Here is a 13,462-nt window from a genome sequence, read left to right as displayed (position 1 = left end):
AGTTCTGTGTCTGGAGTTGTGAGGTGTTCTCTTCCGATCTCCCTCCTCCGCCTTGCGAGACACCACCTGACCGATCCTCGCCACGGCAAGATCCGCAGGACAGGGCCTAGGGCGCCGGAGACTCGCGGATCTCGGCCAGCGAGATCCGCATGGCGTCGGCGGCGCGGGTGAACCAGTCGGAGATGGCGGCCAGCTCGTCCGGGCCGTAGCTCTCGAAGAGCTCGACGAGCCGCCGGTAGGTGGGTTCGTACGCCACCGCGATGCGGGCGGCCGGGTCCCCCTCGGGGACGATCCGGATGCGACGGCGGTCGTGGGGGTCGGGGACGCGCCGGGCGTAGCCCGCGCTCTCCAGGCGGTTGACCACCCCGGTGACGGCCCCGGTGGTGAGACCCGCCAGTTCGGCGAGGCGCCCCGCGGTGAGCGCCTCCCCTTTCGCGCCGAGGATGAAGCCGAGACACGTCAGGTCCGTGACGTTGATGCCAAGGCGCTCGGCGAGCGTGTGCCGCCCGACCATGCTCAACGCGATCAGCTGGTCCATCCGGCTCAGGACATCCAGCGGCGAGGCCCCGGGGCCGGACTTGCCTTCCATCGCGAATTCTCCTTACCATCTAAGAGATTTAGCTCGTGAGATAAATGATACGGGCGGATCCAACTTAGCCGCCCGCCGTCCGGTGCCACACCGCGGCCCGCGGCAGGCGGCGATCCGGACGGAGGAGAGCGCATGGGGATAAGAAAAGACCCCGCAGAGCTGGCGGAGACAGGTGATTCCGCCCTCCGGTGGGGCAGCCGGCTCCGCATACCTGGTAAGACGGAGGGAACGCCCGCCCTGTGAACCGCGGGCTTAAGGAGTCTTTCCATGCCACCCGAAGGTGTGAACGCGCTCTCCGTCTCGACCGGCGCGCACGAGGGCGCCATCGTGGTCCGGGCGATCGGCGAACTCGACTACGACTACGCACCGGTCTTCCGGAGGGAACTCGCCCGCTTCTGGAGCACGAGCACCGACGGCTCTCCGCTCTCTCCCCCGCCGCTCCTCCCGGAGAACCCGCCCTCCCCGTCCCCACTGGTCCCGCCCCCCTTCGAGACGGCTCCGGGTACCCGGGCCGAGGCCACCCCCCTGCTCATCCTCGATCTGGCGGGGCTCACCTTCTGCGACTCCACCGGGCTCGCGGAGCTGCTGTGGATCCTGCGCCGGAGCCAGGAGACGCGGACCCGCCTGGTGGTGACCGGGGCGAGCCGGACACTGCGCCACATGCTCGCCACCACCGGGCTGCTGAGCTACTTCACGATGGCCGCCTCCGTGGAGGAGGCACTGCTCGGTGAGACCGGGACGGCGGAAGGCTGAAGGGCGCCGGCGGGCCCTGCCCGGCCGCCGTGAACGGCCGGCCGCGCCCCGTGGGTGACGTGCCCGCAGAAGTCCTGAGATATATGTCGTCAAAACACACTCATTAGCCTGACAAGTGAGTCAATATCTTCCTACGGGAAAATCCACTCTTCGTCGAAAGTGGGGTCCCGATGCGGAAGATGTCACCGCGGGCGACCGCGGAAGCACTGCCCGAGACCCTGGACGGGCTGCCAGTGGCACCCAGGGAATTCCTTGCCCTCGTGTCCGTGGACTTCACCGGGACGTACCAGGTCTACCTGGCCGCCAAGGACGAGCGCATCAAGATGACCAGGCTCTCCATGAGCCTGCTCTCCGCCCCGTTCGCCGCCGCGATCGCGCTGACCGGCGCGAAAGTGATCAGCCCGAACATGCTGACCTCATGGCAGGGCGTGCCCTGGTACCTGTTCGCGACGGTCGCCGCGTTCGGGCTGCTCAGCGTACTGCCCTTCCTGCGGCTGATCGAGGCGGTGAACGCGCACATGAGAACCGCGCGGGCGCTCAACAATTTCCGTCTGCTCTACGTCGTCCACCTCAAGGACCAGTTCTCGGCCCTCGGCTGGACTCCCAACCTGCCGGTGGACCCCCGCTATCCGGAGACGTACGCGCCGTTGGCCTGGCCGGGGATCAACGTGATGATGCTGGCCCTGGTCAACAGTTCCTACATCGCGGTCGGCGTGCTCGGGATGATCGGAGCCGTGCCCACCACAGCCCTGCTCCTGGTGATCATCGGGCTGCTCGCAATGATCCACTACTTCGTCTACTACGTCCGCGCCAACGTTTCCCGGCAACGCCGGCTCCCACACAATCCCTTCCATTTCCCCAACGTGGAGACCTGAATGCCCGACCTCCTCAGATTCGCGTCTTGTGGGGAGACGTGGATCTGGCTGATGCGACACGTGACGAACAACGGCCGGCCCGCCCTGGACGACCGCGGCCCGATCATCGAGGCACCGGCGGTACTGTTCGAGATCACCACTCTGGCCTGGGACGATCCGGTCCTGAAGTGCTACGGCGACGCGGGGAAGATCCCGCTGTACGCCAGCAAGTTCAGCGAGCGGTCGATCGTGCCACCCTTCAAGTACAGTTACGGAGGGCGGCTCCGCCAGTTGCTCGGTGTCGACCAGCTCGGCTGGATCGTCGACGTGCTCCGTTCCAAGCCGTACACCAAGAGCGGTTGGATCTCGCTGACCGTTCCCGGCGAGCAGCCCGACGCGGTGCCCTGCCTGACCAGCCTCGCCTTCAGGCTCCGTGCCGGGCAGCTGGCCATGACCGCCGCCTTCCGGTCCCAGAACGCGTTCACCAGCTACCTGAACTACGTGCCGCTGCGCGGTGTCCAGAGCGAGGTGGCGGACGGCCTCACGGTGGGCTGCGGGTCGATGAGGATCTTCGTCGACGTGCCGCACATCTACGCCGCGGACTCAGCGACGGTCGGCAGGATCCTCCGGCTGTCGGAACGCGACGGGCTCGGCGCGGGAGACCCCGCACCGAGCCCTGACGTCGACCCCGCACCCTCCGCCGACCTGGCGGTGCCGGTACGGTGACCGGTCACCTGAAGCGGCGCAGCCGGAGGCTGTTGCTGACCACGAAGACCGAGGAGAGCGCCATCGCGCCTCCGGCGATCATCGGGGTGAGCAGCCCGAACGCGGCCAGCGGGAGGGCGGCCACGTTGTAGGCGAAGGCCCAGAACAGGTTGCCCTTGATGGTGCGCAGCGTGCGGCGGGACAACCGGATCGCGTCCGCGGCCACCCGCAGGTCGCCGCGGACCAGGGTGAGGTCGGAGGCCTCGATCGCGACGTCGGTGCCGGTGCCCATCGCCATGCCGAGGTCGGCCTGGGCGAGCGCGGCGGCGTCGTTGACCCCGTCGCCGATCATGGCCACGGTACGGCCCTCGGTCTGGAGACGCTTGACGACCTCCACCTTGTCCGCGGGCAGCACGTCGGCGATGACGTCGTCGACGGCGTTGATGCCGACGGCCTCGGCGACCGTACGGGCCACCGTCTCGTTGTCGCCGGTCAGCAGGATCGGGCGCAGGCCGAGCGCGCGCAGCGCGGCGATCGCCTCGGCCGAGGTGGGCTTGATCGCGTCGGCGACGGTGAGCACCGCGCGGGCCTTACCGTCCCAGCCGACCGCGATGGCGGTCTCCCCACGCGCCCACGCCCGGTCCAGCTCCTCCGAAAGGTCGGCCGGCAGGTGCTGCGACCATTCGGCGAGCAGTTGGGGGCGCCCGACGAGAACGGCGCGCCCGTCGACGACACCCTGGACGCCCAGGCCCTCGATGTTCGCGAAGTCCTCGACCTTGGCGGTGGAGTCCGCGGCGCGGGCGACGGCGCGGGCGATGGGGTGCTCGGAGGCCGCCTCCAGCGCCCCGGCCAGCCGGAGCACCTCGTCGCGATCCTGCCCCTCCGCGGTGAAGACGTCCTTGAGGGTCATCGTGCCCGACGTCACGGTGCCGGTCTTGTCCAGGACGACGGTGTCGATGCCGTGGGTCGACTCCAGTGCCTCGGGCCCCTTGATCAGGATGCCCAGCTGGGCGCCGCGGCCGGTGCCGACCATCAGCGCGGTCGGCGTGGCGAGGCCCAGGGCGCAAGGGCAGGCGATGATGAGCACCGCCACGGCGGCGGTGAAGGCCGCGGCGGCTCCGGAACCGGTGCCGAGCCAGAAGCCCAGGGTGACCACGGACAGGGCGATCACGATCGGCACGAACACCGCGGAGATCCGGTCGGCCAGCCGCTGTACGGCGGCCTTGCCGTTCTGCGCGTCCTCCACCAGCCTGGCCATCTGGGCGAGCTGGGTGTCCGACCCGACCCGGGTGGCCCTGACCACGAGCCGTCCCCCGGCGTTCACGGTGGCGCCGACCACGGTGTCACCCGGCCGCACCTCAACGGGAACCGACTCACCGGTCAGCATGGAGGTGTCCACGGCCGAGGAACCCTCCTCGACCACGCCATCGGTCGCGATCTTCTCCCCCGGCCGTACCAGGAAGAGGTCTCCCACCTTGAGACTGTCGACGGGAACGAGTTCCCCGGAGGCCAGCGTGACCTCCTTGGCGCCCATCGACAGCAGCGCGCGGAGCGCGGCACCGGCGCGGCGCTTGGAACGGGCCTCGAAGTAGCGGCCCGCGAGGATGAAGGTGATCACTCCGGCGGCGGCCTCGAAGTAGATGTTCCCCGAGCCGTCGCCCCTGGAGAGGGTGAACTCGAAGCCGTGCCGCATGCCCGGCATCCCGGCCGTACCGAAGAACAGGGCCCAGAGGGACCAGGCGAATGCGGCGATCGTCCCCATCGAGACCAGCGTGTCCATGGTCGCGGCGCCGTGCCGCAGGTTGGTCCAGGCCGCCCGGTGGAAGGGCCAGCCGCCGTAGACCACGACGGGTCCCGCCAGGGCCAGGGAGAGCCACTGCCAGTTGTCGAACTGCAGCGCCGGGATCATCGCCATCGCGACGACCGGCACCGACAGCACGATGGAGATGATCAGGCGCTGCCTGAGCGGCGTGAGCACGTCCGGCTCGACCGGCTCCGCCATCCTCTCGGGGGACGGCGCGGCGGGCAGCTCGGCGGTGTATCCGGCCTTCTCGACCTCCGCGACCAGGTCCTCGGGGGTGACGTCACCGGGGTAGGCGACCTTCGCCTTCTCGGTGGCGTAGTTGACGGTCGCGGTCACCCCGTCCAGCTTGTTGAGCTTGCGCTCGATGCGTGCCGCGCAGGAGGCACAGGTCATGCCACCGATGGCGAACTCGATCTCGCCGCCGGCGGGCGGCCTACCGGTGGTCATGGACGTCATGTCCTCTCCTTGTGTCTCGCCTGTCGTCGTACTCGGCCGTGCGCCTCGTCGGGGGCTGGGCACCGGCCCGTTCGGCCGGTCGTCCCCGCCACGGGTGGGGGCGGACATGCTCTGCCCTCTCACCCTGGGAACACATAACCCCCTCGGGGTATTTCACGGCTACCGTCCGTGCTCGTGGGAGCCGTGACCGTCCCCGGCCGGCGCCGTGGCCCCACCGGCCTCGGGATCCGGGCTGGTGGCGGCGGTGAAGGCGGCGGTGCGCACGGTGCCGGCGTGCTTGAAGTCCAGGTAGAGCCCGTAGGTCCCCGCGCTCGGCACCTCGGCGTAGAAGGTAATGTCCGGGCCGGGCGCGGTGCGCCCGTCATCGGGCGCGCCGTCGGGGTGCACGTGCAGGTAGGCCAGGTCACCGTCACGGAGCGCGACCAGGTGACCGTACGCGGCCAGGTAGGGCTCCAGGTCGGTGACCGGTTTCCCGTCCTTGGAGATCGACAGCGTGAGCATGCTGGTACGGCCGGGCACCAGGTCGCCGGCCAGGGTGACGGTGTAGTCGCCCACCTTCGCGGTCTCCGCCGGGACGGCCGGCGGCTCGGGCCGGTAGTCACCCGCCACCGACAGGTCCATGCCGAGCGTCATGGCCTCCGCCCCCTCCGGGGCGAAGTCGGCGAACGCCCGGTACTCCCCGGCGGCGGGAAGCTCCAGCGGGACCGACCAGACCCCGCCCTTCTGGGTGGGGTGCAGGTGCTGGAAGCCGGTCAGGTCGCGGCGGACCACGATGAGGTGCAGCTTCTTGTCATGCTGGGTGGTGAACCCGGTGACCGGATGGCCGCCGGGACCGATCACCGAGAAGCGGAAGTCGGTCCGCTTGCCCGCCTTGACCTCGTCGGTCTCCGGCAGGAGCGTGTATCCCCCCTGGGAGACCTGGAGCCCGCCGGGAACGGCCGGTGTCCGCACCGCCCCCGGTCCCTCGTCGTGCCCCGCGCCCGCCCCGGCGGCATGGCCGGCGCCCGGCTCGGCGCCGTGGCCCGCATCGCGGGTGGCCTCGGCCACCGCGCCTCCAACGGGCCCGACCACCCGGCCGACCCCCAGCGCGCCGCCGAACACCGCCGCCAGCCCGACCACGTACGCGCCCACCTTGATCGCGCCGTTCATCACTCCTCCTCAATACCCCCATGGGGTATCTATCGACTCCACCACAGTGCCACATCACCACCCTTTCCAGCAACCCCCTGGGGGTATACCTGGAGCTGGTCTCCAGAGCCCAGGATCGCCGATGCGCAGGTCGGTGACGGGTTTTACCGAAAATCGGCGGCGGGCAACCCTTCTCTCCGCTCAGGCGTATGGAGAGGTATGAGATCGGATGAACTGAGGTGATCGGCCGAGATGATGCTGGATTCTCAGCTTTCGTCGCCGCACGCGGCACGAGCCTGCTGAGGATCGCCCATCTCGCCTGCGACGCCACCGAGGACGCCGAGGACCTGCTGCAGACGGCCCTGGAGCGGGCGTACCGCAACTGGGGCCGGGTCCGGAGCGACAGCGATCCAGAACCCTACGTCCGCCGCATCATCGTGAACACCGCCATCAGCCGTGCCCGGCGCAGGGCGGTCCTGAGGATCATCCCGACCGGCACCCCGCCGGAACGGCCGTCGCGGGAGACCGACATCCCGCTCCGCCACGCGCTCATGGACGCGCTGCGCGAGCTGCCGCCCCGGCAGCGCGCGGTGGTCGTCCTGCGCTACTGGGAGGACCTCAGCGAGGCGCAGACCGCGGAGATCCTCGGTTGCTCGACGGGAACGGTCAAGAGCCAGGCGTCCAAGGCGCTCGCCAAGCTGCGGCCGGCGATCGGCGGGGAGCCGTTGGAGGAGGCGATCAGGAGTGCCCATGCTTGAACAGGAGATCCGCCAGATCATGGCGGACGAGACCGCGCGGCTGCGCGCGGCCCCCGGCCTGGCCGAGCGGGTGATCCGGTCCTCGCGGCGCAGGAGCACCAGGCGGATCAGGATCACCGCCGTGGTCGCCGCGGCGGCCGTCGCGGGGATCGCGGCCCCCGTCCAGCTGGCGCTGAACCCGGCTCCCGCACCGCACGACCAGGTCGCGACCTCCGGGACGCCAGAGCCTGACACCGGCGACCGGAACGCGCCGCAGCCCCTGTTCACCGAACCCCCGATGCCCACGCCGACGCCCACGGCCACCCCGCGCGTCTTCCGTACGCCCGTCGGCATCGGCACCGGGAACACCCTGGGGCGCGTCCACGTGGGATACATGACCGGCGGCCTGGTACGGAACGCCTGGGCGGTGAACCGAGGCGACGAGTACTCCACGACGTGGAGCTATCCGGACGACGGCGAGGGCTCCTACCGTGTCCAGATCTTCGTCTTCGAGGGTCTGGCCGCCGCACGCGCCGACGAGCAGTGGCAGAGCTACCGCGTTGCGAACAAGGGGAGACAGGTGCCCCTCGGCGATGGCCGGACCGGTTATGTCGTCGACCAGTGGGTCGGCGAGGACGGCGGGAAGGGGACCCCGAGCATCTTCCTGCAGGTGGGCGAGGAACGGGCGGTCGAGGTGATGATCAGTCCTGATTACGCGAAGGATCTCGGCGGCAGACGGGCGGTCGAGCGCGAGCTGACCGCGGTCGCCGCCGGTCTCACATCGGACGATTGAACCGGCGAGGGGACGGGCCCCGGACGGCGCGCTCCCCGGAGCCCTGGCGGTGCGCGCCGTCCGGGCTCCGGTACGGCACCGCCCCCTCGGCCGGACGGTCAGGACGGCAGGCGACGGACGCGTTCTGAGGACGGGTCGTAGAGGGGTTCGGCGGCGACGGCGGCGCCCACCCAGGTGCCGGTCATGCCGACCTCGACGCGGTCACCCGGGGCGGTGCCCTCGGGCAGGTAGGCGTAGGCGATCGAGCGGTCGACCCGGTGGCCGTACCCGCCGCTGGTCACCCGCGAGGCGGGCAGGCCGCCGGAGCGGACCGGCTCACCACCGAGACAGACCTGACGCGGGTCGTCCAGGACCAGGCAGAACAGGCTCCGCGCGGGCACCGGGGCCGTTGGACTCGCGGCCGAGGAGGCCGAGGAGGCCGGTGCGGGACGGTCGCCGGCGGGGCGGTGGGCGGCGTCCAGGGCGGCGCGGCCGAGGAAGTCCTTGTCCCCGGCGACCGCGAAGCCCAGGCCCGCCTCGTACGGGGTGGTCTCCGGGGTGACGTCCAGGCCCCAGACGCGGTAGCCCTTCTCCAGGCGCATCGAGTCGATCGCGCGGTACCCGGCCGGGCGCATGCCATGTGGCGTTCCCGCCTCCATGAGCGTGTCCCAGAGCGTCAGGCCGTACTCCGAGGGGCAGTACAGCTCCCAGCCGAACTCGCCCACGAACGTCACCCGCTGGGCCAGCACCGGGACTCCTCCGACGCTGATCTCCCTGGCCCTCAGGTAGCCGAAGGTCAGGTCGTCGCCGGAGACGGAGCCGAGGATGTCGAGCGCTCGCGGGCCCCACAGGCAGTAGCAGGCATGGGCCGAGGTGACGTCACGGACGTCGAGTCCCCGGCCACGGAGCCAGGCGGCGTCGTGGACGCCGAAGGCGGTGCCGGTGACCAACCGGAAGCGGTCGTCGGCCAGGCGGGTGACGGTCAGGTCGGCCTCGACGCCGCCGCGCGCGTTGAGGAGCTGGGTGTAGACGATCGAGCCCACCGGCCTGTCGAGCTGCCCGGCGCACGCCCGCTGCAGCCCTTCCAGTGCTCCTGCTCCCGCCACCTCCAGCTTGGCGAACGAGGTCTGGTCGAACAGGCCCGCGGCGTCGCGGGTGGTCAGGCACTCCTCTCGGACGGCCGGCGACCAGATCCGGCCGGCCCATCCGTCCGGGCGGAGGCCCCGGCCGTTCTCCCGGACATCCCGGCCGCCCCTCCGGAGGCCCTGGCCTTCCGAGCGGACATCCCCGTCGCCCAGGGGAGGGTCCCGGTCGGGCTCCGCGGCCGGGCGGGCGTTGGACTCGAACCAGTTCACCCGCTCCCAGCCGGCCTTCTCGCCGAACGCCGCCCCGAGCTCCGCGTGCCGGACCCAGGCGGGAGAGCGGCGGAGCGGCCGGGCGGCGGTCCGTTCCTCACCCGGGTAGACGATGTCGTAGTACTTCGAGTAGGAGTCCAGGGCCTTGGCGCGGCTCCACGCCGCGGAACGGGCGTGCAGCCCGAAGCGTCGCAGATCCATGCCGAACACGTCGTACTCGGGCGAGCCATCCACGATCCACTCGGCCATGACCTTGCCCACGCCGCCGGCCGCGGCCAGGCCGTGGACGCAGAAGCCCGCCGCCGCCCACAACCCGCGGACCGAGGTCTCGCCGAGAAGGAACTCCCCGTCGGGGGTGAACGCCTCGGGGCCGTGGACGACCTTCGTGATCTCGGTACCTGCCAGGGCGGGGACCCGCCGCACCGCAGACTCCCACGATTCCTGGAATTTCGGCATATCAGGGGGAAAGACGGTCCGAGGCTCCTCAAGCGGGGCAGCCGTGGACCAGATCTCCGGGTTTCGGATATACCCACCGACCAGAATCCCGCCATTTTCTTCCCGGAAATAGACAATGTTGTCCGGATCCCGCACCGTGGGCGTGGAGGAAGGAACCCCGAAAGGCTCGGTGACCACATATTGGTGTTTGATCGGCACAACCGGAATGTCCACCCCGGCCAGCCGCCCGACCCGCCCGCTGGCCGCACCCGCCGCGACGACCACGGTCTCCGTCTGGACCGACCACTCCTCGAAGTCCTCGGCTCCCTCGGTGCCCGAAGCGAGCCGTACGCCGGTGATCGCCCCGCCCGCCACGTCGAGCCCCACCGCGCGAGTCCCGGTGAGGATCCGCACGCCCAGCTTCCGCGCCCCGGCCGCCAGCGCCCTGGCCAGCAGCGCCGGATCCAGCCAGCCGTCCCCGGGCAGCCAGAGCGCGGCCCGCACGTCGTCGGTGTACAGCAGCGGGGACATCTCCCCGGCCTCGGCGCCGGAGAGCACCTCAAGACCCAGCCCGTAGGTCTCCCCGGCCCCGGCCAGGCGCAGGGACTCCTCCACCCGCTCGGGCGTGGTCGCCAGGCGAAGTCCACCGACCCCGTGCCACCCCGGGTCCAGGCCGGTGAGCTCGGCCAGCTCGGGATAGAGACCGGCCGAATACATAATCATCTTGGTCTGGGTGACCGTGGAGCGGAGCTGGCCCACGAACCCGGCCGAATGCCAGGTGGTCCCCTCGGTGAGTTCGTGTCGCTCGACGAGTATCACCTCGGTCCAGCCAAGCCTTGCCAGATGATAGGCCACGCTGCACCCGGCCACCCCGCCACCGATCACGACGGCCCGTGCAGAGCCGGGAAGTTTCAAAGTCCGCAACCCCTCTGTAACACCTCGTCCGCAGAATCGGATCAATGGTCTGAAGGTAGGCCAAAGGAGAGCGGCATGCCAGATCCTCTAGGGGACGTCCGTAAATGGGCCGGACAGCCCGTGACCGAGACACCGATCAAGGGCGGGCTCAGCCATCGGATCGCCAGGCTCGACGCCGCCGACGGACAGCGCTGGCTGCTGCGGGTGCTCGATCCCCGGGTGTCGGCCGCCGGCCTGGGCATACCGCTCGATGAGGAGATCGCCAACACCGTCCACGCGGCGGACGCGGGGGTCGGCCCCAGGGTGCTGCACCGGCTGCCCGGCGCGCTGGTGCTGGAGTACCTCGAAGGCGTCACCCTGGACGCGCACACCGTACGGACACTTCCCGGCCCCATCGCGGCGGCCTGCCGCCGGCTGCACGCCGGGCCCCGGTTCGTCAACGACTTCTCCATCTTCCGCAAGCTCGACGAGTTCCTCGCCCTATGCCGTACCCACGAACTGGGCACACCCGACGGCTACCAGGACCGTCTTGCCACGGTGACGGAGATCGAGCGGGCGCTGGCCGCCGACCCGCTGCCCAAGGTGCCGTGCCACAACGACCTGCTGCCGGAGAACTTCATCCGCTGCGGCGCCGAGGTCAGGATCGTCGACTACCAGCTCTCCGGGAACAACGACCCCGCCTTCGAGCTGGGCGACATCGCCGCCGAGGCGGACTACGACCCGGACCTGACCACCCGGCTGGCCCGCGCCTACTTCGGCACCGACGACCGGCGGCTCACCTCCAGGGTCCGGCTCAACCTGATCATGTCCAACCTGACCTGGACGCTCTGGTTCGCCGTGCACCACGGGCTGCTGAAGGAGCGGGCCGCCGACGCCGACTTCGACTACGAGGCCGAGGCGGCCGACAAGTTCTCACAGGCCGTACGAGATCTGGACGACCCGGAGTTCGGGCGGCTCGTCGATGACGTCCGGGGCGCGAGCACCGGATTCCCACCCCCCGCACCACCACGCTAGGAGGCTTGCGTGACCAAGCCAACGTCGGTCGACGAGGACGCGAGGCGACTCGCCGAACTCGGTTACAAACAGGAGCTCTCCAGAACCTGGAGCGGTTTCTCGAACTTCGCCATCTCCTTCTCGATCATCTCCATCCTGGCCGGTTGCTTCACCACGTTCGGCCAGGCCTGGAACAACGGCGGCCCCATCGCGATCTCATGGGGGTGGCCGCTGATCTCGATCTTCATCCTGATCATCGGGCTCTGCATGTCAGAGCTGGTGTCGGCCTACCCGACCGCCGGCGGCATCTACTGGTGGGCCGCGAAGATGGGCAAGCCCATCCACGGCTGGTTCACCGGCTGGTTCAACCTCATCGGCCTGATCGCCGTGACGGCCTCGGTCGACTACGGCTGCGCGACCTTCCTGAACATCACCCTCAACCGGTTCTTCCCCGGCTGGAATCCCACCCTGACCAACGCGTTCATCCTGTTCGCGATCGTCCTGGTGCTGCACGCGCTGATCAACATCTTCAGCCACCGGCTGATCTCGCTGCTGCAGAACGTCTCGGTGTGGTGGCACGTGTTCGGCGCGGCGGTGATCGTGCTGATCCTGATCTTCGGTCCCGACTCGCACCAGTCGATGTCGTTCGTCTTCACCGAGACGATCAACAACTCCGGCTTCTCCGACTCGTCCTACTGGTTCTACGTGCTGCCCCTCGGATTCCTGCTGACCCAGTACACGATCACCGGGTTCGACGCGTGCGCGCACGTGTCCGAGGAGACCCAGGGCGCCTCCACCGCCGCCGCCAGGGGACTGTGGCAGTCGATCTTCTACTCGGCGATCGGCGGCTGGATCCTGCTGCTGGCCTTCCTGTTCGCGGCCACCGACGTGAACGCGGTCAACGAGGCGGGTGGCTTCGTCGGCGCCATCTTCGACAGCGCGCTCCCCGGCAACCTGGCCACGGCGATCTTCACGATCTCCACCATCGGCCAGTTCTTCTGCGGGATGAGCTGCGTGACCTCGATGTCCCGGATGACCTACGCGTTCTCCCGCGACGGCGCCGTCCCCGGCTGGCGCCTGTGGTCGAAGGTGGACGGCAACAGGACCCCGGTCAACGCGATCATCTTCGGCTGTGCGGCCGCGCTGGTCCTCACCCTGCCCGCGCTGTACGAGGCCCCCGGCGGGTTGCCGCTGGCCTTCTACGCGGTCGTCTCGGTGGCGGTCATCGGCCTCTACATCGCCTTCGCGATCCCGATCTGGCTCCGGCTGCGGATGGGCGACCGGTTCGAGCCGGGGCCCTGGACGCTGGGATCGAAGTACCGGGTCATGTGCTGGATCGCCATCGTCGAGATCGTCATCGTCTCGATCTACTTCGTCATGCCGCTGGTCCCGGCGGCCGTGCCGTTCAGTGACGACTTCACACCGGCCGCGGTGAACTACGCGCCGATCGTGGTCGGCGTGATGGTGCTGGGCGTGGGCCTGTGGTGGGCGCTGTCGGCCAGGCACTGGTTCACCGGCCCGCGCCGCACGATCGACGAGCTCGACCCGGTCGACCCGGTCGGCAAGGAGCCGATCGGCTGACCGGCCCCGGCCGGCTTCCCCAGACCCGTGCCGGTCACCGCCCGAGGATCGGCCGGCGCGAATCCGGGTCACCCCGGAAGGCCGAGAAGTCGGTCAGCTCGCCTCGAACGCCTCCGCCACCGCGGCCCGGACCTGCTCCATGGCCGCGGTGGCGGGGGCCTCCCGCCGCATCGAGGTCATGTCGACCTCGGGCATGCCGCAGGCCACCGCCCAGCCCCACGGGGCCAGGTCGCCGTCGACGTTGAGGGCGAACCCGTGGCTGGTGACGCCCCGGCTCTGCCGCATGCCGATCGAGACGATCTTGCGTCCCGTCTCGACGGTCCACACGCCGGTCAGCAACTCCGAGCCCGGCGGGGTGTCGCGGCGCTCGGCCGCGACTCCCAGC

General features: G+C 70.0%; 11 protein-coding genes and 1 pseudogene. 7 read left to right on the top strand and 5 right to left on the bottom strand.

Annotated features, from left to right (window positions below; translation table 11 throughout):
• Positions 1-106 precede the first annotated feature (106 nt).
• Positions 107-589 carry a MarR family transcriptional regulator gene (locus ABZU75_RS41285; protein WP_355567210.1) on the bottom strand — a complete coding sequence of 161 codons (483 nt, stop codon included), beginning with the start codon at positions 587-589 and terminating at the stop codon, positions 107-109.
• Positions 590-856: 267 nt separating this feature from the next.
• Here ABZU75_RS41285 and ABZU75_RS41280 point away from each other — a divergent pair, with 267 nt between their 5' ends.
• From ABZU75_RS41280 to ABZU75_RS41270, 3 genes are all read left to right on the top strand, one after another.
• Positions 857-1,342 carry an STAS domain-containing protein gene (locus tag ABZU75_RS41280; protein ID WP_355567207.1) on the top strand — a complete coding sequence of 162 codons (486 nt, stop codon included), beginning with the start codon at positions 857-859 and terminating at the stop codon, positions 1,340-1,342.
• Between the two features lie 179 nt (positions 1,343-1,521).
• Positions 1,522-2,217: a hypothetical protein gene (locus tag ABZU75_RS41275; RefSeq protein ID WP_355567203.1), complete on the top strand. Its 696-nt coding sequence runs from the start codon at positions 1,522-1,524 to the stop codon at positions 2,215-2,217.
• Between the two features lie 51 nt (positions 2,218-2,268).
• Positions 2,269-2,922: a hypothetical protein gene (locus ABZU75_RS41270; RefSeq protein WP_355567200.1), complete on the top strand. Its 654-nt coding sequence runs from the start codon at positions 2,269-2,271 to the stop codon at positions 2,920-2,922.
• A gap of 4 nt (positions 2,923-2,926) precedes the next feature.
• Here ABZU75_RS41270 and ABZU75_RS41265 read toward each other — a convergent pair whose 3' ends face one another.
• Positions 2,927-5,161, bottom strand: coding sequence for a heavy metal translocating P-type ATPase (locus tag ABZU75_RS41265; RefSeq protein ID WP_355567197.1), 2,235 nt, complete (start codon positions 5,159-5,161; stop codon positions 2,927-2,929).
• 159 nt (positions 5,162-5,320) lie between these two features.
• Entirely contained in the window at positions 5,321-6,310 is a 990-nt protein-coding gene (locus ABZU75_RS41260; RefSeq protein ID WP_355567194.1) for a hypothetical protein, read from the bottom strand.
• A gap of 218 nt (positions 6,311-6,528) precedes the next feature.
• Here ABZU75_RS41260 and ABZU75_RS41255 point away from each other — a divergent pair, with 218 nt between their 5' ends.
• Together ABZU75_RS41255 and ABZU75_RS41250 are read left to right on the top strand one after the other, a co-directional pair.
• Positions 6,529-7,047: a SigE family RNA polymerase sigma factor gene (locus ABZU75_RS41255; protein WP_350963692.1), complete on the top strand. Its 519-nt coding sequence runs from the start codon at positions 6,529-6,531 to the stop codon at positions 7,045-7,047.
• Complete coding sequence (locus ABZU75_RS41250) at positions 7,040-7,819, top strand: hypothetical protein (RefSeq protein ID WP_355567191.1); 780 nt, start codon at positions 7,040-7,042, stop codon at positions 7,817-7,819. Before ABZU75_RS41255 ends, ABZU75_RS41250 begins: the two co-directional genes overlap by 8 nt.
• Positions 7,820-7,917: 98 nt before the next feature.
• Here ABZU75_RS41250 and ABZU75_RS41245 read toward each other — a convergent pair whose 3' ends face one another.
• Positions 7,918-10,473 carry an FAD-dependent oxidoreductase gene (locus ABZU75_RS41245; protein ID WP_355567213.1) on the bottom strand — a complete coding sequence of 852 codons (2,556 nt, stop codon included), beginning with the start codon at positions 10,471-10,473 and terminating at the stop codon, positions 7,918-7,920.
• Positions 10,474-10,578: 105 nt separating this feature from the next.
• On the opposite strand from ABZU75_RS41245, the gene ABZU75_RS41240 reads away from it, so the two are divergent.
• Together ABZU75_RS41240 and ABZU75_RS41235 are read left to right on the top strand one after the other, a co-directional pair.
• The gene (locus ABZU75_RS41240; protein ID WP_355567188.1) at positions 10,579-11,517 is read left to right on the top strand and encodes a phosphotransferase; all 939 of its coding nucleotides are present in this window, start codon (positions 10,579-10,581) and stop codon (positions 11,515-11,517) included.
• Positions 11,518-11,526: 9 nt separating this feature from the next.
• Positions 11,527-13,077 (top strand): amino acid permease, encoded by a 1,551-nt coding sequence (locus ABZU75_RS41235; protein WP_355567185.1) that lies wholly within the window; start codon positions 11,527-11,529, stop codon positions 13,075-13,077.
• Positions 13,078-13,170: 93 nt separating this feature from the next.
• On the opposite strand, the pseudogene ABZU75_RS41230 reads toward ABZU75_RS41235, so the two are convergent.
• Positions 13,171-13,462: pseudogene (locus tag ABZU75_RS41230) on the bottom strand (lipoyl(octanoyl) transferase); the annotation flags it as partial.

It is taken from the genome of Streptosporangium sp. NPDC005286 (assembly GCF_040607515.1).
Lineage (GTDB): Bacteria > Actinomycetota > Actinomycetes > Streptosporangiales > Streptosporangiaceae > Streptosporangium.
The sequence above is the reverse complement of the archived record's forward strand: the minus strand, read 5'-3'. Positions and strand labels throughout refer to the sequence as shown.

Coding starts and splice junctions, on each gene's coding strand:
- ABZU75_RS41250 (WP_355567191.1), top strand. CDS start 7,040: ATGCTTGAACAGGAGATCCGCCAGATCATGGCGGACGAGACCGCGCGG.
- ABZU75_RS41285 (WP_355567210.1), bottom strand. CDS start 589: ATGGAAGGCAAGTCCGGCCCCGGGGCCTCGCCGCTGGATGTCCTGAGC.
- ABZU75_RS41280 (WP_355567207.1), top strand. CDS start 857: ATGCCACCCGAAGGTGTGAACGCGCTCTCCGTCTCGACCGGCGCGCAC.
- ABZU75_RS41260 (WP_355567194.1), bottom strand. CDS start 6,310: ATGAACGGCGCGATCAAGGTGGGCGCGTACGTGGTCGGGCTGGCGGCG.
- ABZU75_RS41275 (WP_355567203.1), top strand. CDS start 1,522: ATGTCACCGCGGGCGACCGCGGAAGCACTGCCCGAGACCCTGGACGGG.
- ABZU75_RS41270 (WP_355567200.1), top strand. CDS start 2,269: ATGCGACACGTGACGAACAACGGCCGGCCCGCCCTGGACGACCGCGGC.
- ABZU75_RS41265 (WP_355567197.1), bottom strand. CDS start 5,161: ATGACGTCCATGACCACCGGTAGGCCGCCCGCCGGCGGCGAGATCGAG.
- ABZU75_RS41240 (WP_355567188.1), top strand. CDS start 10,579: ATGCCAGATCCTCTAGGGGACGTCCGTAAATGGGCCGGACAGCCCGTG.